Origin of the sequence: Christensenella sp. MSJ-20, from assembly GCF_044357945.1 — a bacterium.
In the GTDB taxonomy this organism is placed as follows: Bacteria; Bacillota; Clostridia; order Christensenellales; family QAND01; genus QAND01.
In genome coordinates this window covers 118226-135111 of record NZ_CP076563.1, presented here as the reverse complement: position 1 = coordinate 135111, position 16886 = coordinate 118226, and the positions used below count along the sequence as shown (strand labels likewise).

The 16886-nt window shown below is 56.6% G+C and carries 17 protein-coding genes; 5 read left to right on the top strand and 12 right to left on the bottom strand.

The window, feature by feature from the left end:
- The first annotated feature begins 55 nt into the window (after positions 1-55).
- Both KP626_RS00595 and KP626_RS00590 read left to right on the top strand, forming a co-directional pair.
- Positions 56-1300: a DNA polymerase IV gene (locus KP626_RS00595; RefSeq protein ID WP_395977328.1), complete on the top strand. Its 1245-nt coding sequence runs from the start codon at positions 56-58 to the stop codon at positions 1298-1300.
- Position 1301: 1 nt separating this feature from the next.
- Entirely contained in the window at positions 1302-1532 is a 231-nt protein-coding gene (locus KP626_RS00590) for a hypothetical protein (RefSeq protein WP_395977326.1), read from the top strand.
- 64 nt (positions 1533-1596) lie between these two features.
- Here the strand turns inward: KP626_RS00590 and KP626_RS00585 are convergent, their stop codons facing one another.
- The 6 genes from KP626_RS00585 to KP626_RS00560 all read right to left on the bottom strand — a co-directional run bounded on the left by KP626_RS00585 (position 1597) and on the right by KP626_RS00560 (position 9868).
- A complete protein-coding gene (locus tag KP626_RS00585) occupies positions 1597-2448 on the bottom strand; it encodes a C39 family peptidase (protein ID WP_395977324.1) in 852 nt (283 codons plus the stop codon).
- A 165-nt stretch (positions 2449-2613) separates the two neighbouring features.
- On the bottom strand, positions 2614-3330 hold the full coding sequence (locus KP626_RS00580) for a C39 family peptidase (RefSeq protein WP_395977322.1): 717 nt from the start codon (positions 3328-3330) through the stop codon (positions 2614-2616).
- Positions 3331-3523: 193 nt separating this feature from the next.
- Complete coding sequence (gene thrB, locus KP626_RS00575) at positions 3524-4423, bottom strand: homoserine kinase (protein ID WP_395977320.1); 900 nt, start codon at positions 4421-4423, stop codon at positions 3524-3526.
- A 70-nt stretch (positions 4424-4493) separates the two neighbouring features.
- Positions 4494-6575, bottom strand: coding sequence for an elongation factor G (fusA, locus tag KP626_RS00570; RefSeq protein ID WP_395977318.1), 2082 nt, complete (start codon positions 6573-6575; stop codon positions 4494-4496).
- A 259-nt stretch (positions 6576-6834) separates the two neighbouring features.
- Positions 6835-7512, bottom strand: coding sequence for an anti-sigma factor family protein (locus KP626_RS00565; RefSeq protein WP_395977316.1), 678 nt, complete (start codon positions 7510-7512; stop codon positions 6835-6837).
- Positions 7513-7585: 73 nt separating this feature from the next.
- Positions 7586-9868, bottom strand: coding sequence for a vitamin B12-dependent ribonucleotide reductase (locus KP626_RS00560; RefSeq protein WP_395977314.1), 2283 nt, complete (start codon positions 9866-9868; stop codon positions 7586-7588).
- 553 nt (positions 9869-10421) lie between these two features.
- Between KP626_RS00560 and KP626_RS00555 the strand changes: the two genes are divergently transcribed.
- Together KP626_RS00555 and KP626_RS00550 are read left to right on the top strand one after the other, a co-directional pair.
- Positions 10422-10985, top strand: a complete 564-nt coding sequence (locus KP626_RS00555; RefSeq protein WP_395977312.1) for a hypothetical protein — start codon at positions 10422-10424, stop codon at positions 10983-10985.
- 15 nt (positions 10986-11000) lie between these two features.
- A complete protein-coding gene (locus KP626_RS00550; RefSeq protein WP_395977310.1) occupies positions 11001-11207 on the top strand; it encodes a helix-turn-helix domain-containing protein in 207 nt (68 codons plus the stop codon).
- Between the two features lie 63 nt (positions 11208-11270).
- On the opposite strand, the gene murI is transcribed toward KP626_RS00550, so the two are convergent.
- From murI to gpr, 3 genes are all read right to left on the bottom strand, one after another.
- Complete coding sequence (gene murI, locus KP626_RS00545; RefSeq protein WP_395977308.1) at positions 11271-12050, bottom strand: glutamate racemase; 780 nt, start codon at positions 12048-12050, stop codon at positions 11271-11273.
- Positions 12051-12113: 63 nt separating this feature from the next.
- On the bottom strand, positions 12114-13067 hold the full coding sequence (gene spoIIP, locus KP626_RS00540) for a stage II sporulation protein P (protein ID WP_395977306.1): 954 nt from the start codon (positions 13065-13067) through the stop codon (positions 12114-12116).
- Between the two features lie 83 nt (positions 13068-13150).
- A complete protein-coding gene (gene gpr / locus KP626_RS00535) occupies positions 13151-14077 on the bottom strand; it encodes a GPR endopeptidase (protein WP_395977304.1) in 927 nt (308 codons plus the stop codon).
- 253 nt (positions 14078-14330) lie between these two features.
- Here gpr and rpsT point away from each other — a divergent pair, with 253 nt between their 5' ends.
- Positions 14331-14594 carry a 30S ribosomal protein S20 gene (rpsT, locus tag KP626_RS00530; protein WP_395977302.1) on the top strand — a complete coding sequence of 88 codons (264 nt, stop codon included), beginning with the start codon at positions 14331-14333 and terminating at the stop codon, positions 14592-14594.
- Positions 14595-14668: 74 nt separating this feature from the next.
- Here rpsT and KP626_RS00525 read toward each other — a convergent pair whose 3' ends face one another.
- From KP626_RS00525 to holA, 3 genes are read right to left on the bottom strand one after another with little or no spacing between them, the layout of a single operon-like run.
- Positions 14669-15250 carry a GNAT family N-acetyltransferase gene (locus tag KP626_RS00525; protein WP_395978899.1) on the bottom strand — a complete coding sequence of 194 codons (582 nt, stop codon included), beginning with the start codon at positions 15248-15250 and terminating at the stop codon, positions 14669-14671.
- Positions 15251-15297: 47 nt separating this feature from the next.
- Positions 15298-15879 carry an ECF transporter S component gene (locus KP626_RS00520; protein WP_395977300.1) on the bottom strand — a complete coding sequence of 194 codons (582 nt, stop codon included), beginning with the start codon at positions 15877-15879 and terminating at the stop codon, positions 15298-15300.
- 6 nt (positions 15880-15885) lie between these two features.
- Positions 15886-16878, bottom strand: coding sequence for a DNA polymerase III subunit delta (gene holA / locus KP626_RS00515; RefSeq protein ID WP_395977298.1), 993 nt, complete (start codon positions 16876-16878; stop codon positions 15886-15888).
- Positions 16879-16886 lie beyond the last annotated feature (8 nt).

The window sequence follows — 16886 nt, the reverse complement described above, 5'->3', positions numbered from 1 at the left end:
TCCTTCCTGGATATACTAAATACGAACAAATGTTCTTATTATTGGAGTGAGTTTTATGGACCGGGTGATTCTGCACTGCGACCTCAACAATTTCTACGCCTCGGTGGAGTGCCTCTACCACCCGGAGCTCCGGGAATTTCCGGTGGCAGTCTGCGGCGATACCGACCAGCGCCACGGCATTGTACTGGCTAAAAACCAGATCGCCCGGAGCTTCGGGGTAAAGACAGGGGAAGTCATCTACCAGGCCATGGACAAATGCCCCAAGCTAATTACCATCCGGCCGAACATGGCCCTCTATCAGAAATTTTCCCGGCTGGTGAACGACGTCTATCGCCGATATAGCGACCGAATCCAGCCCTTCAGCATCGACGAAAGCTGGATCGACCTTACCCATGGGGTCTCCTCCTTTGCGGAAGGGGTTCAAAAGGCCCAGGAAATTCGTCGTACCGTCAGTGAGGAGCTGGGCATTACCCTTTCCATCGGAGTTTCCTTTAATAAAATCTTCGCCAAACTGGGCAGCGACCTACAAAAACCCGATGCCGTTACCCCCATTCCCCGGGAGCGGTTCCAGGAGATCATCTGGCCGCTTCCCTGCCGGGAACTTCTCTATGTAGGCCCAGTCACGGAGAAAAAGCTTCTGCGGGTGGGTATCCGCACCATTGGGGAAATCGCCCAGGCGGGCCCCGCCTTTCTGCAGTCGGTATTGGGCAAATGGGGCGTCACCATCTACGCCTTCGCCATGGGGCTGGACGATTCCCCCGTACACCTGGACGGCGCGGTGGATGCCGCCAAGAGCGTGGGCAACAGCACCACCACTCCCAGGGATATCGCCACCATGGAGGACGCCCGGCAGGTAGTCTACATGCTGTCCGACAGCGTAGCCCAGCGGCTGCGGCAAAAATCCATGGTAGGCAAGCTGGTACAGATTTCCCTAAAGGACACAGGCCTCTGTGTCATAGAGCGCCAGGCATCTCTGATGGAACCCACCTGCGCCTGCTCTCCCATCGCCGACCTCGCAATGGAGCTGGTGGAACAAAATTGGAGCTGTAGCACGCCCCTTCGAGCCATCGGCGTACGGGTGGCCGATCTCTCCTTTTTATCCAGCGGACGCCAGGCCACCTTCTCCTCCCCCCGACTGGAACGCCAGGAGCGGCTGGACCATTGTATAGACAGCCTACGCCAGCGTTTTGGGCAGAGTTGCGTCGCCCGGGGTGTATTGCTGATGGACCCCTCCCTCAACATCAGCCCCATTGAGGACAATACCGTCCATCCCACCAGTTTCTTTAAAGGGGTGATGTAGCATGCCGGAATATATCGACGTCATCGCCTGCTTCAACACCGCCGGGGAGATTATCCCGCTCTTTCTCAACATCCAAGATCGGCGGCTCCGAGTGGACCGAGTTACCGATGTACGGCCGGCCGCCAGCCTCAAGTCGGGAGGGCGGGGCATACGCTATACCTGTTTGGTGCATGGCCGATCCATCTGGCTCTATTTGGATGAAGCCCGATGGTTCTGGGAGCCCTGTGAGTAGCCTTTTGTCCCGGCTTCATTTCCGCCAAAACATCAAAAGCCCGCGAATGACCGCGGGCTTTTTTCTATCCCCAAGGGGTACCCATCTCCGTTTCCATCTTATAACGCACGCGCCGTTCCTCCTCCGCTTCCCATTCCTCCGTACTCCAATCCTCCAAGTCCTCCCACTTGCAGACGGCTACCGCCTGCCGTCCCATCTCCGCATAGCAGGCCTCCACCTGACCCTTGGGATACCGCACTACGCCGTTTCCATCCTGGGGATCGTTAAAATAGTAATAGTCCTTGTCATATCCAACCAAGACCAGGCAGTGCTCCCCCGCTGTCCAGGTCACGGTTTCACCGGTGTCCCGAACCACCCACTGTTTGCCAGGACGGATGCCGTTCATCCCCATACTGGCCCAGATCATCACCGGCATATCATGGTCAATATAGTCCCGGATCAGCGTCCGAAGCCCCGTCCCGGTGAGGTCCACCACCTGCATCGCCTCCCCGCGCTCCAGGATCAGCCTCTCACAGGCTGTGACGATGGCCGGAGCGTAACATCCTATCCCGCCAGGATCCCGGGGGTCTCCGGCAAAAGCCGCATAGGGATCGGGGCCATAGAGGGTATCCCCCACCTGAACCAGGTCCTCCCGGGGCAGATAGCGGTCGATAAAGGTATCCATGGAGATGTCCACTCCAGTATACCGCAATACCATGACGGCGCTGGCGGACTCACAGCCGGTGGGATATAATAGGGATTGATCCACATAGGGTACATCCAACAGCCGCCCGTTGCTCCACCCAAACAAATAATCATGCATCAAACAGATAGCAGGAAGAATGGCGCATACCACCACCCAGTGCCAGCCTGCCCGCCTGGTTCGAGAGCGCCCCTGGCGGCTCCGTACCTGGCCCTCTTGCCGGGACCGCTCCATATGATCACAACCTTTTTCGTTTTTTATCAGTTTACCATAAACCCAGATCAGGCAGGCCAAGTCCACAAAGATTCCAAAAAAACCACAAAAGAGCGCCATATTTCGTGGCGCTCTTTCCATATTTGCGTACCATTTTTACCCTATGCTATGGAGGGAAGCTGCCTTCTACTGCATCAACTTTTCCTCCCACCACGTCTCGCTTTCTTCCTTGCGAACCACCACGGCCTGTTTGCCCATTTCCCCATAGCAGGTTTCCACCAGCTCCTTTGGATACCGTACCGTGCCGCTGTTTTTGCGGGGATCGTTAAAGTAGTAGTATAGGTCGTCGTAACCCACCAGCAAAAGACAGTGTTCTCCCGCCTTCCAGGTGAAAGTCTCCCCTGTTTCCCGGATCACCCATTGCTTTCCGGGATGGACGCCCTTCATTTCCATACTGGCCCAAAGGATCACCGGGATATCCCGATCCACATACCGGATCACCAGCTTCTGCAAATCGCTTCCCGTCTCATTGTCCACATAAAAATCCGTAAGATTACGCTCTATAACGATATCCCGGCATGCCACAGCGATGGTACGGGCATAGCAACCAAATCCATCTGGCTCATAGGGACTTCCCACAAACGCATCGTTGGGGTCAGGGCCGTAGGTAACGCCATTTTCCGTCACCAGATCCTCCTGGGACAGGTAGTTCTGAATGAATTCATCCACGGTGATGTCCACCCCCGCATAGCGCAGGGCCATGACGGTGGTAACGGATTCACAGCCGGTGGGGTATTCCAGGGATTGATCCAAATAGGGAACATGGAGCAGCCGCCGTGCCTCCCATCCGAACATGGCGCGATGGACCACAAGGATACATGCCACTACGAGTACCAGCGACACGAAAAACCACCATGTCCGTGCGGTGGGACGGCGTCGCGTCCTCTTTTTCCCGGCGCGTTGACTGTGGTTTTTACGGGAGGAAGCGTGCCCATTTCTGTTCTTCTGTCCAATTGGCCGACTCATCGGCGTCACATCCTTCAAGAAAGGGCAGGGACTCCCCGTCCTGATTGATCAGGTCACAACAAAATAATCGTTAGATCCGCTCCAGCCGCGCTCCTCCGTTGCAAACCGATAGAGGCAAGATCCTCCAGTGGTTGGATAGCTGTTCCAAGGCGCTCCGCATCTGGACGGTGAATCCCTTCACCCTTTCCCCCTCCACCAAAGCCATCATGGTAGGGCCAGCGCCCGAAAGATAGACCGCCATGGCTCCCGCCGATCGGGCTGCATCCGCGATGATCCCGTAACCGGGGATCAACACACTGCGCTGGTTTTGATGGAGACGATCCTCCATCGCTGCGGCGGCTTTCTTCACATCCCCCGCCATCATGGCGGCGGACAGGTATGCCCCCCGAGACAGGTTAAAGACCGCGTCCGCCTGGGATACCTCTTTGGGGAGTACCTCCCGCGCCTTGCGAGTGGATAGCTCAAAATCCGGAACCAGCGCCACAAACACCACCTCAGACGGCACATCCTGCCGGATGCTATAGGTGTTGGCCCCGTCAAAGAAGGATACCGTAAATCCTCCCAAGATAGCGGGAGCCACGTTATCGGGATGGCCTTCCGCCAGGGTGGCCAAGCTTAGCGCTTCCTCCCGGTCCACCTCCCGCCCCGCCATGGCATAGGCCGATAGAATCCCGGCCACGATGGCGGTGGAACTGCTGCCCAAACCTCGGGTACTGGGAACGCGGTTTTCCTGCACAAGGCGGATGGGCTGGGGCTCCAGCCCCCACCACTCCATGGTCCGGGCATAGGTAGCATAGACCAGGTTCCGCTGATTGCGGGCAATGCGGGTCGCGCTCTCCCCCGTTACACGGATGGATAGAGCCGGGCTAGGCGCCAGGGTCACGGTGTTATAAAGGGTCAGCGCTACTCCCATGCAATCGAAGCCGGGACCTAGGTTTGCGCTGCTGGCCGGAACGGTAATACGATACATTTCATTCACTCCATGGAAAAAGCTGCAACAGCGTTGCAGCTTTTTACTTGCTGTCCTGTTGAGAGGAGGGTTAGTCCTCGTCCTCCTCAATCTTGGCGTTTTCGATGATCTTCTGGGCAATGTTGCTGGGAACCTCTTCATACCGCTCGAAGGTCATATCGAAGGTACCGCGGGCCTGGGTCATGCTGCGCAGGTCGGTGGCGTAGCGGAACATCTCCGCCTGGGGAACCTCGGCCATTACCTCTTGCAAGCCGCCTTCCAGAGGATTCATTCCCATGATCCGACCCCGGCGGCGGTTCATATCGCCGATGATATCCCCCATGTACTCATCGGGGATCTGGACGTTGACCTTATAGATGGGCTCCAGCAGCACCGGGTTCGCCTCAGAGCAGCCCTTGCGCAGAGCCAGGCGGGCAGCCGTTTTAAAGGCCATTTCCGAGCTGTCCACCGCATGATAGGAACCGTCGTAAAGGGTAGCGCGGATCCCCACAATGGGATATCCGGCCAGCACGCCCCGGCTCAGGTTCTCCCGCAAGCCCTTTTCCACCGCGGGAATAAACTGACGGGGTACCACGCCGCCCACGACTTTATCCACAAACTCAAAGTCCTGGCCATCGTAAAGGGGCTCAAACTCAATCCAGCAGTGGCCAAACTGGCCGTGTCCGCCCGACTGCTTTTTATGACGGCCCTCCGCCTTAACGGCCTTGCGGATGGTTTCCCGATAGGCCACCTTGGGCTCGCTCAACTTAGCGCTGACGCCAAACTTATTCTCCAGCTTCTTGATGATCACCTCAAGATGGAGCTCGCCCATTCCCTTGATCAAGGTTTCAATGGTATCGGTGGTTTTCTCCAGCTCAAAGGTAGGATCTTCCTCCTCCAGACGGACCAGACCGCCGAAGACCTTATCCTCCTCCCCTTCCTTCATGACGTTGACCGCCATGGAGATGCAGGGGGCCGGGAACTCCATATCCGCAAACCGTACCGGCCGGGCGGGATCGCAGATGGAATCTCCGGTGCCGGTATTCTGGAGCTTGGCGATGGCGCCGATATCCCCAGCGATGATGCGATCCATCTCAACCTGCTTTTTGCCCCGCATGGAGGAAATGGATCCAACCTTCTCGGTCTTATCCCGGCTGACGTTCAGGAAGGAGCTTCCGCCCTTAAGGGAGCCGGAATATACCCGGAAAATGGAGAGTTTCCCCACAAAAGGATCGGCCACAGTCTTGATGACCTGGGCGGCAAAAGGCGCGGATTCGTCGCAGGAAAGGGCGATCTCCTCACCGGATTTTACGTCCGTTACCGTCACCGCCGGCCGATCGGCGGGCGAGGGCAGGAACTTTACGATGGCATCCACCAGGGGAGCAATCAGAAGATTGGGTGCAGCGGCACCGCCCAGCATGGGGGCCACCTGTCCCTGATTGATACCGGTACGGAGACCGGAGATGATCTCCTCCTCGCTGAGCTCCTCTCCTCCAAAGAACTTCTCCAAAAGGGCGTCATCGGTCTCAGCAGCGGCTTCCACCAAAGCCTCCCGGCACTCCTCGATGAAGTCCGCCAGGTCGCCGGGGATTTCGGTCTCAGCATAGGCCTTTCCGTTGATCCGGTAAGCCTTCATGGAGACGATGTCCACATAGCCGGTGATCTTGCCCCCCTCTAGAATGGGGCAGGCAATGGGCGCCACATGGGTACCGTATTTCTCCTTTAATTCATGGAATACCTTCTGATAATCGGCATGCTCGCGATCCATCTGGTTGACGAAGATCATCCGAGGCATGCCCTTTTTCTCGCACATATCCCAGGCCTTCTCGGTGCCCACGGCAATGCCGCTCATGGCTCCTACGACGATGAGGGCACTATCGGCCAGATGCATAGCCTGCACCATCTCACCGACGAAGTCAAAATACCCAGGTGCGTCGATGAAGTTGATTTTCACGTCCTTGTGCTCAACGGGCGCCAACGAGGCAGAAATAGAAATGCCCCTGCGGATCTCCTCGGCATCGTAGTCGGAGACGGTGTTTCCGTCCTCCACCTTACCCATCCGGTCGATGAGCCCGGCGTTGAACATAATGGCTTCCGTCAGCGTGGTCTTCCCCTCGCTGCCATGGCCGACGATGGCCACATTGCGGAGGGATTGGGCGTTGTAGTTCTTCATAGTAGTCCCCCTTGCCATTGTTATGGTATATGAAAATCAAAAGTTGTTTTCCGTTTACTGCTCCCGACAGTTACTTTTACATTTTAGCAGACTATGTCCTCAATTACAAAGTTTTTTCCCAGAAATAGGATGGTTTTTCCGTCCAAATTCCGAAAGGGGTCCTACGGTCCCAAAGCCGCCCCAGGGCGTTTTCTGGAAAAGCCACAGAAAGCCACAAAAAAGCGCCCTCGGATTTTACTCCAAGGGCGTGGAAATCGGCCTATTGTAGCGTAATGGTAAGATGCAACGGCGGCCCTTGGCAGCCAAGGTGATATCCCCGGTCATTAAGCCAGGCCAGTACCCGTTGCCCCTCCTCCTGGGAGAGGGAAAGGGAAAGCACATTATCCTCTCTGGTGGCTTTTTTTAAACCAAGATCCGCCACCATATCCATGGCGTCGTCCTCCTCCATGGCAAGAACCGCCCCATCCTGCTTCTGGAGCGCAGACAGCGCGTTCTTCTCTTCGGCGCTATCCTGCAGCATGCTCTCCTGTTCGGCTGCTCGGCTGACGGCATCCGTGGAGCCCCCTTCGGTCTCCTCCCGTGCTTCCAGAGCTGGGGAAGCAGGTTGATCCGTCGGTTGATCTCCGCTCCACCAGGGCATCGCCCGAAAACAGAGGATTCCAACACAGGCCACAGCCGCCAAGGAGGCCACGGTGCGCACCATCCGGCGGCCGCGTGCCTTTCGCTCCTGGGATCGCGCCGCCGCCTGACGCCACCGAGCCGATAACCCCTGCGGGGTCTTCGCCTCGCCCATCAGCGCTTTCAGCTCCAAAATCTCCTCATAGGCGGCCCGGCATTCCGGACAGGCGGCCAAATGTTCCTCCACCCGCTGTCGATCCTTTTCCGACAGCTCCCCATCGGCATAGGCATTCAGTTGTTCAAGAAATTCATCTTTCATCTCATCACCAAAAAAGTTTGCGTCTAATTCTAACAATTAGACGCAAACGGTGCAAGGATGTTCCAATGGGTTATCAGCCGCACTTACTGTATCCACAGGCCCGGCAGATGACGCAGCCGCCCTCGTGCTCCATAGGGCTTCCGCACTCGGGACAGGGGCTGTCCACCTGGGCGTCGCCGCAGGAACTCCGGCTGGGGCATACTTGGCAGTTGCCGGTGCACTCCCGGCTTTCATCGTCGGCATCAAAATCCACGGTGGGCCGGATGGCCTCCTGGCCCTGGATCATCTTATATACCTTCTCAATAGCCCGGCCGATGGCATCAGGACAGGACAGCACCTTCAGCCCCTTCTGCCGCATGGTGGAATGGCAGCGAATGCCCTTCAGCTGCTCCACAATGGTGGGCACATCCATACCGCTTCTAAGAGCGGTGGACACCAGGCGGCTGGTGGCCTCGCTCTGGGAGGGGCAACCGCCGGCCCGGCCCAGATTGGTAAACACCTCGCAAATGCCCTTGTCATCGTAGTTGACGGTGATGTACAGATTTCCACAGCCCATCTTCACCTTTTCAGTATAGCCCTGGGTCACATCGGGCCGGGGCCGGGGCACGATCTTCACCGGCGCCGCCGGAGCTTCCGGCGCCTTGTCCAAGGAGGTGCCAATGTTCAGCACCTGGCTGTCCCGGCTGCCATCCCGATAGATGGTCACGCCCTTGCAGCCCAGGGAAAAGGCCAGCATATAAGCCTCCCGGACGTCCTCCCGGGTAGCGTCATGGCTGAAGTTTACGGTCTTGCTGACGGCGTTATCCACATACTTCTGGAAAGCAGCCTGCATGCGGATGTGATATTCAGGGGAAACATCGTGGGCGGTGGCAAAAATGCGCTGGTACTCCTCCGGCACCCCGTCCACTCCCCGGACGGAGCCATGGGCGGCGATATCCCGCATAACCTGGGGAGAATAGAATCCCTCTTCCCGGGCCACCTCCTCAAAATAGGGGTTCACCTCGGGCAGCGCGTCGTTGTCCATGACGTTTCGGACAAAGGCCAGGGCAAACAAAGGCTCGATTCCGCTGCTGGCTCCACAGATGATGCTGATGGTGCCCGTAGGCGCGATGGTGGTGGTGGTGGCGTTGCGCATGGCCGGACCGCCGTCATATACGCTGCCAGCAAAAGCCGGAAAAGCTCCTCGCACCTCAGCCAGCTTCCGGCTGGCCTCCTTGCTCCGGTCATCGATAAACTTCATGACGATCTCGGCGGTCTCAATGGCTTGATCGGAGTCGTAGGGAATCTTCAGCTTATACAGCAGCTCCGCAAAGCCCATGATACCAAGGCCGATCTTCCGGGTTTTTTTGGTCATCTCCTCAATCTCGGGGAGGGGGTAGTTGTTTACCTCAATGACGTTGTCCAGGAAATGGACCGCATCGTCCACCACCTGACCCAGCTTGTCAAAATCCAGGGCATACTTGCCGTTCTGTTCCGTCATAACGGCGTTTAGGTTGATGCTGCCCAGGTTGCAGCTTTCATAGGGCAAAAGGGGCTGTTCGCCACAGGGATTGGTGCTTTCCACCTGGCCCAGCTGCGGCACGGGGTTATCCTCGTTGAGCCGGTCCAGGAAGATGATGCCGGGCTCGCCGTTGGTCCAAGCCATATCCACGATGAGGTCAAACACCATCTTGGCGTTGAGGGTGCCCACCACGTCGCCGTGGGCGGGATCAATGAGCTCATATTCCTCGCCAGCTTCCACCGCCCGCATAAAGGCCTCGGTAAGGCCCACGGAGATATTGAAATTGGTGATCTCTTCGGGATTCTTCTTACAGGTGATAAAGTCCAAAATATTGGGATGGTCCACCCGCAGGATGCCCATATTGGCGCCCCGGCGGGTTCCCCCCTGCTTCACCGCCTCGGTGGCGGTGTTGAAAACCTTCATAAAGCTGATGGGGCCGCTGGCCACACCGCCGGTGGACCGTACGCTGGCACCTGCCGGACGGATCCGGGAAAAGGAGAACCCGGTGCCGCCACCGCTCTTATGGATGAGCGCCGCGTTTTTCACCGCGTCAAAGATTCCCTCCATGGAATCCTCCACCGGAAGCACAAAGCAGGCGGAAAGCTGGCCCATGGGCCGGCCAGCGTTCATCAGAGTAGGAGAGTTGGGCATGAACTCCAGATTCACCATGCGGTTGTAAAAGGCATCCTCCAGCGCCTTCACATCGGCATTGGGATCAAAGTTCAAATCCGCCTGGGCAATGCTCCTGGCTACCCGACGGAACATCCCCTCCGCGTTTTCCAAAAGGGTGCCATCCTCATCCTTTGCAAAATAGCGCCGTTCCAGCACTTTAATGGCATTCTCCGATAGTTTCAACTGCTTGTCCTCCTCCATGGTATACCATATATTTTGTGTTTCTCTAAGAGTATTTCACTAGATATTGTAGCAACATTCTAGCATCCGGCGGATTATAAGGCAATATGGTTTCCCATCAATTTTTCTTGATCCAAAAAAGTTCCGGTAAAGATCCTGCCAAAGTCCCCTATCACTCCCTTTTTTCATCTGGCTCCCCATAGACCAGCGTTGACGCCGTCTGATGATGCGCCCGTTCCCGCCCATTCGCCATCATGTGATTGGGTTCCAAATGAATATCCGATGTGCTCTCGGTACCGTATCTACAAAGAAGGTTCATCCCGGTCGGTTGTATTTTACGGCTATCCCTTCTTCCCTCCAATCCTCCGCCTCCATCCAAAGTGCTGCAATCAAAGACCAATGCTGCCACCCCAAATTTCGCGGACTACACCCGTTACAATATTTAACGAATAAAGCTATATTTTTAATGTTTATCAATAAAAATATATTGACTTTCAATAATATTGGTGCTATCTTTTCTTGCAGGAACAATTATTACTTTAGGAGGCAGTATCATATGGAAAAACTAAATCGGTTTGTAATGGCAACGGCAAAGGTATTGGAGGTACTCCACTGGCTAGGCATCCTGGCGGCAATTGCGCTCTTTATCCTGAGTTTTGTTGCAAAGGACTGGGCCACCGGCCTTGTGGCCCTGAGCGACGGAGAGCTCCAGTTCTACGGCTTCTCCATCGGTGTGCTCACCCCCGCCGGAGGGGTCAGCTTTGGCGCGGTGCGGGCCTTCGCCGTAGCCGGGTTCTTCTTCTGCAGTCTGATGGGGATGGTGTTTCGCAACATCTATTTGATCCTCCGAACCGCCAAGGGCAAGACCTGGTTCGCCAAGGGGGATACCCCCTTCCAGAACGACATTGTCCGCATGGTGCGGGAGATCGGCATCTTCCACATCGGTGTGCCGGTACTGGGCCTCTTCATCTCCTGGATCGCCCGTCTGGTTCTGGGCGCCGAGTCCCTGGAGACCAGCATGAGCCTGGGCGGCTTTATCACCGGTATTGTGGTTCTCTGCCTATCTCAGATATTTGCCTACGGCATAGAACTCCAGCGGGATGTGGATGGCCTGGTATAAAGGAAGGGATGTCTTATGGGTAAAATTGTGTTGCGACTGGATCGCATAATGCTTGAAAGGAAGATATCCCTCAATGGACTGGCGGAGCAGGTTGGTATCTCCAACGTCAACCTATCCAAAATCAAAAACAACAGGGTATCCGCCATTCGATTTTCCACTCTAGCAGCAATCTGTGAAGCGCTGGACTGCCAACCTGGAGATGTACTGGAATATCAGGAGTAAACTTAACAGGAAAAAGCCAGACAGCTTTCGCTGTCTGGCTTTTTGGCTTTATTGAGATTCCGCTTACCGATGTTCTTTTAACATCTCTTCCATGATAGGCAGGTATACCTCCGGATCCCCCGAAGTCTGCAACACCACCCGGCCAATCCTGCGGGTGTGGTTGGCCAGCCCCGCCCGTTCCAGCACCCGATCCAGCTGGACGGCGGTTCCATGGTTGCCATCGATAATGGCAGCCCCCGGAAAGAATTCCTCTACCACCCTGGCGATGGCCTTCTGGATATGGATAAAATGGGTGCAGCCCAGCACCACCACATCCACCTGCTGGCCGCGGGCGGGTAGGAAGGTCTCCCGGATTACCGGCAAAAGGGCCGCTTCCTCTTGGATCCCCCGCTCCACCAGCTCCACAAACTTGGGACAGGCCAAGCTGATCACCTCTCCCGCGATCCCCAGTTCCGCGATACGGCTATGATACCGTTCCAGAGCCAAGGTAGCCTCGGTGGCCAGAACCAAGATCTTTCCCTGCCGCCGCATCCTGCTGGCTGGGCGAATGGCGGGTTCCATCGCCACAATGGGCAGGGAGAATACCCTCCGCAGATGGTCAATGGCAGCAGAGGAAGCGGTATTGCAGGCCACCACCACGGCCTTTACCCCCTGGTCCACCAGGTGCTGTACACAGACAGTGGAAAGAGCCCGGATTTCCCGGGCTTCCCGCACCCCATAGGGGGCGTTCTGATTATCACCGTAAAAGATAAAGTCTTCCTGGGGCAGTTGGCGGATCAGTTCGGCCAGCACGCTGATGCCTCCAATGCCGGAGTCGAATACGCCAATGGGCTGTAAGTTCATGGCAGCGCCTCGTTTGCTTGATTGCCCTTATTTTGGCACAGCCCATTTCTCCTGTCAAGGCGGTCAGGAGGCGGATAGCACCTCGTACAGAGATTTGGCCAGATAGGGCACGGCGTTCAGCACCTGCTGAAGGTTGTTTCCGGTATACCCCACCTCGATGGCAAGACACATGTTGGAGACATGTTGGTTGTACCGGCCGGATTTCACCAGCACCTTCCGGCCAATGCCGGGGGCGTTGGCCTCCAGGCGATTGTACAGGGCGTCGGCAAATTTTTTGTTTTCCTGCCAGTTGGGCTTATCCTTGAACCCAGCGCCGGTCTGTCCCTCGCCGGTTCCCACCACAATCATGATGCGGGCGCATTCCTTGCCGTCTATGACCACCATATCGGTGGACGCGGCGGAATAGGCGTCCCGGTGGATGTCCAGAAACACATCTAGGGTAGGGTATTCCTCCTTGCGTTTCAGCATGCTTTCCAAGGAGCGATTATAGGCGGTGTTATAATACTTTCCCTGCTCATGATCCGTCTCCTCAAAGTAGACGGGCATCTGGTACTGGTTGCTTAAAAGGGTGGCCAGCTCCCCTGAAATCCGCATGATATTGTTGTTACGGTCCAAGGTGCGGTAGTTGCCGGATGCTTCGTACTCCCCCGTATAGGCTTCGTTGGAATGGCTGGAGTAGATCATGATCCGTGGGCTATCCCCCGGCTGAACGTTGGGCGTAAAGGTGGAAGAGGCGGGATCAGACTCAGCAGGAGGAACATAGGCCCACTCCACGTCCTCATCCAGGTCGTAGCCGTTCACCATGGGAAAGGACATGGCCAGCATCCCGCGGGCAGGATCCCGTTCCTGAGGCTGAGCCGCTTCCGCTCCCCCGGACGCACCCTCCTGGCCCAGGACGGGCAACAGAGCCTGCTGCCCCAGCGCCAATCCTCCAATGATCACCGCCAATCCCACCAAAATGACGGGCAAACCCCTGTATGGGGTGGCAAACCGTTTTCCAATCGACCGCTTCTTCATAGATGACAACACCTCGGAAACTCCCCAGTGGGATGCCTCGCAACACAGCGGGCTTTCCTATGCATATGAAGAAGTTGTCATATTTATGAAAGGCTGAGCTGGTACTCCGCCGCCTCATCATAGCTTAAATCGTGGATCGCCATATTGATCCCCGAGGAAAGGATGGCCGCGCAGTTATCCGCAATGGCGTCCACATCCTTGGGCGTTACCACCAGATCCCCGCAGGAGGTATTGAGCATCTCCACCAGCCGTTCCTTAACCCGTTCAGGCACATCCGCGTCCTCTAGCGCGCTGGAGGATGCTTCATAGGCGATGGAGCTGGCGTACACCACCATAGGCACCCCCACGGCGATAACAGGCACCCCCAAATAGGCCTTGTCCAGCCGGGGCCGGTTATTGCCCAGGCCGCTGCCTGGGGAAATGCCGGTGTTGGCCACCTGGATGGAAGCGGCAATCCGCTGGGGTTTCTGGGCCGCCAAGCTGTCGATGGCGATGACCGCCCGAGGCTTGATCTCCTCCACCAAAGACTTGATCACTTCTCCCGTCTCCAAACCGGTCTCCCCTAGAACGCCGGGCGCAATGGCACAGGCGCTTCTGGCTTTGGGCGGAAGAAATTCCCGGAGTTCTCCAAACATATGCCGGGTAACGATGATGCCCTCAGCCGCCAGCGGACCAACGCTGTCGGCGGTCACCGACCGATTTCCCACTCCTACAACGAGATAGGGGGCATCCTCTCCGCCCACCTGAAGAAGTTTTTCCAGCTCCTGGGCAAAGATGCGCGCAGCCTCCTTATTGGTGGGGATATCCCCCAATGCCATATCCGGTACGTCGATGGTTACATATCGGCCCATGGGCTTGTTCACCATCTTTTCCCCATAGGCGTCGGTTACGTCCACCACCGTCACCTTGATGCCCTCGCCCTCGGTCCGTTCCTCCACCTGGAGTCCTCTGACGCTCCGACCAACCGCCTGGGCCGATTCCACCGCCATATCCGTTCGGAAAAAGTTCATTGCATACCTCCCCGGCGGGCGCTGCCCGCCCCCATTTCGCACTCCTCTTCCATAATCGCACTGGTTCCCCATCCCCGGATAAACAGGCTTCCCGGGATAACCCACCGCGATTTTTTGCCCATAAGCGCTTTTGTTTTTCATAGATTGTGCCCCAAAACAAAAGATATACCCTGGTAAAATAGGTTTTTATTGCAAATAACCGGGGGCTGTGCTAGAATAACCGTTGTCCATTACGCCATGGGAGGTGAATCCAATGCCCAATATCAAATCCGCTAAGAAGAGGGTTCTGGTCAGCGAGAAGAAGAACATGCATAACCGCATCATCAAGTCCCGGATGAAGAGCAGCGTTAAGAAGTTTGAAGCCGCTGTTGCCGCCGGTTCCAAGGATGAGGCCGTTGTCAGCTATCGGGAAGCCGTTAGCATGGTGGATAAGGCCGCTTCCAAAGGCGTAATCCATAAGAATGCGTCCGACCGTAAAAAGGCTCAGTTGACCCGTACGCTGGCTTCCATCAACTAACGAAAGAACTTAAAAGGCCTTTTTAGGCCTTTTTTTGTACCAAAAACGCTCCCTAATGGGAGCGTTTTTCTAGCTTAAATCGTCTCGATAAAATGCGGTTCGTAGCGGTTCCAATATTCCAGATAGGTCCAGTCCGATCCATCAAAATTGAGCTGATACATCCGAAAGGTCACCGGGATGTCCTTGGGCATCCACTGTTCCAGGTAGGAATAACGGTAGCCCATGCCAAGCTTCTGCATCACCCGTCCACTGGCGGGGTTCTCCCGGTCATGGGTAGCGGTGATATAGCGATACCCGGCCTCCTTTAGCCGCAAAAGCAGTGCCTGCCCAGCCTCGGTAACAATCCCCTGGTTCCAGTATTCCTTCCGCAGGCCATAGCCAAAGTCATGGCTCTCTCCCTCATCCACCTTCAGATAGCCGATGGGGTGATCCTCCTCTTTCAGACAGATGGCATAGCGGTAGCCCGCGGGGTTCCGGTAAAAGGCCAGTTCCTTGGCAAGCTGTTCCTCCGCCTGGGATAGGGTCTCGAAGGGAAACCAGGGCAGGAACCGGTTTACCTCCCAGTCCCGGTAAATGGCGAACAGATCCTCCTCGTCTCCCGGACGAAACCGCCGCAGGAGCAAGCGCTCGGTGGTCAGTTCCGGCGTATTCTCCATCTTCATTGGGGACGCTCTCCCGTCCAACTTCATGAGGACCCCCTTCCCTATCCCCTGATATCTCCAAAAGCTCTCCGCACCCCCAGCACAATGGGCGTACACAGCAGAGCGGCGGCCACCGCCTCGCAGGAACCGTTGAGCGCGCCAGCGCCGGCGATCACCCCCAGCACCACCCCAGCGTTAAGGCCCAATAAGGTATAGAACAGCAGCATTAGGCCCAAATAGAAGACGGTATTGGTAAGAGAGCCGCATACGGACGCCACCAGCACGCCGGTTCGCTGGCGGCGGATTTCGCCCTGGGTTATGGCTCGATAGACCAGATGGGTCAAAAGAGGAACCAGCAAGCGGGCTCCCAGGGACATGACCACCACCAGAACGGGGCTTTGAGCCAGAATGGGCGCCACCAGAGCGGATGGCCGGGTAAAGGCGGCGTAGACGCTGGATAGGCCAAATACTCCGCCCAGCACCAGCCCCACCCCCAACCCGCAGGTCAGGGTGCCAATGATCACCGGCAGATGCATAATGGTCACGTTGGCCGGAGGGATGGGGATGATGCCCAGAGGCGTCAACCCTAGAACAAGGGTTACGGCCGTCAACACTCCGGCTTGGGTTAGTTTTTTCGTCTTCATCTTTCTCTACCCCCTGACGCCGAATCCCGAAAAGATGGCGGAAACCACCGCCGCCTTGTCCCGCATCCGGCCGGATTTAATGGCAAATTCCGCCTCGGTTACCGCCATCATGGCTTGGCAGATTTGCGCTTCACTATATTTTTTTGCTTCCCGAGAAGCATTTTGAAAAAAGTAACGGGAACCCCGAAGCTTCTTGATGGCTTCCCCCTGGGTCATCCGGCCGAGTTCAGCAGCTTTTGCCACCATGAGACCCCGGATTCGGTACGCAATGCCTCCCAGGAGCATCACCGGCTGCTCCCCTTCGGAAAGAACCTCCTCCAATCGTACCATAGCTTCCCCCATTCGGCCCCGCAGCACCTGATCCATCATCTGAAAAACATTGGCGGTAATATTCCGAGTACCGTACCGCTCCACATCCTCCTGGGTAATTCGCCCTTCTTGGACCGCGGCATACAGCTTTTCCGCCTCCAGGGCCACGCAGGCCATGTCGTCTCCTACCTGAAAGATCAACCGCTCCGCAGCACCTCCGTCCCAGGCAAGGCCCCTGCGCCGGGCATCCACCCGGAGGTATTGCAGCATCTCCTTCTCCCCCAGCCGTGGAAATTCCACCGCGTAAGGCTTAAGGGCCTTCGTTAGGCTTCGCTTGCCATCGGCTTTGCCCCGCATGAAAAAGATCGCCATGGTGGTTTCCGGCAGGTCCTTGACGGTTTCCAGCAGCTGCGGCATATCCCCGCCCCGTGATTGGAGCGCCGGACAATCCTTCACCACCACCAGCCGGCGGTCCGCCATCATGGGGAGGGCGTTTATAGCCGCTACCAGCTCGTCTTCCCCAGCGGTATCCTGGTATACCGATAGGTTGATCTCCGGAAGCTGGTCCTTCCATAGCTCCATAATCCGGCGAAGGGATCGTTCCTTGGTGAAGTTCTCCTCCCCCTGAAACAAATAGAGGTTGCCCAGCTCCCCCTTTTTGATAGCGTCATTTAACGCGAGATAATCCATAGATTCCC

Bases quoted from the DNA above. Each gene is read 5' to 3' on its own strand.
- KP626_RS00595 (WP_395977328.1), top strand. From the start codon at position 56: ATGGACCGGGTGATTCTGCACTGCGACCTCAACAATTTCTACGCCTCG.
- KP626_RS00590 (WP_395977326.1), top strand. From the start codon at position 1,302: ATGCCGGAATATATCGACGTCATCGCCTGCTTCAACACCGCCGGGGAG.
- KP626_RS00585 (WP_395977324.1), bottom strand. From the start codon at position 2,448: ATGGAGCGGTCCCGGCAAGAGGGCCAGGTACGGAGCCGCCAGGGGCGC.
- thrB (WP_395977320.1), bottom strand. From the start codon at position 4,423: ATGTATCGTATTACCGTTCCGGCCAGCAGCGCAAACCTAGGTCCCGGC.
- fusA (WP_395977318.1), bottom strand. From the start codon at position 6,575: ATGAAGAACTACAACGCCCAATCCCTCCGCAATGTGGCCATCGTCGGC.
- KP626_RS00565 (WP_395977316.1), bottom strand. From the start codon at position 7,512: ATGAAAGATGAATTTCTTGAACAACTGAATGCCTATGCCGATGGGGAG.
- KP626_RS00555 (WP_395977312.1), top strand. From the start codon at position 10,422: ATGGAAAAACTAAATCGGTTTGTAATGGCAACGGCAAAGGTATTGGAG.
- KP626_RS00550 (WP_395977310.1), top strand. From the start codon at position 11,001: ATGGGTAAAATTGTGTTGCGACTGGATCGCATAATGCTTGAAAGGAAG.
- murI (WP_395977308.1), bottom strand. From the start codon at position 12,050: ATGAACTTACAGCCCATTGGCGTATTCGACTCCGGCATTGGAGGCATC.
- spoIIP (WP_395977306.1), bottom strand. From the start codon at position 13,067: ATGAAGAAGCGGTCGATTGGAAAACGGTTTGCCACCCCATACAGGGGT.
- gpr (WP_395977304.1), bottom strand. From the start codon at position 14,077: ATGAACTTTTTCCGAACGGATATGGCGGTGGAATCGGCCCAGGCGGTT.
- rpsT (WP_395977302.1), top strand. From the start codon at position 14,331: ATGCCCAATATCAAATCCGCTAAGAAGAGGGTTCTGGTCAGCGAGAAG.
- KP626_RS00525 (WP_395978899.1), bottom strand. From the start codon at position 15,250: ATGGAGAATACGCCGGAACTGACCACCGAGCGCTTGCTCCTGCGGCGG.
- KP626_RS00520 (WP_395977300.1), bottom strand. From the start codon at position 15,879: ATGAAGACGAAAAAACTAACCCAAGCCGGAGTGTTGACGGCCGTAACC.
- holA (WP_395977298.1), bottom strand. From the start codon at position 16,878: ATGGATTATCTCGCGTTAAATGACGCTATCAAAAAGGGGGAGCTGGGC.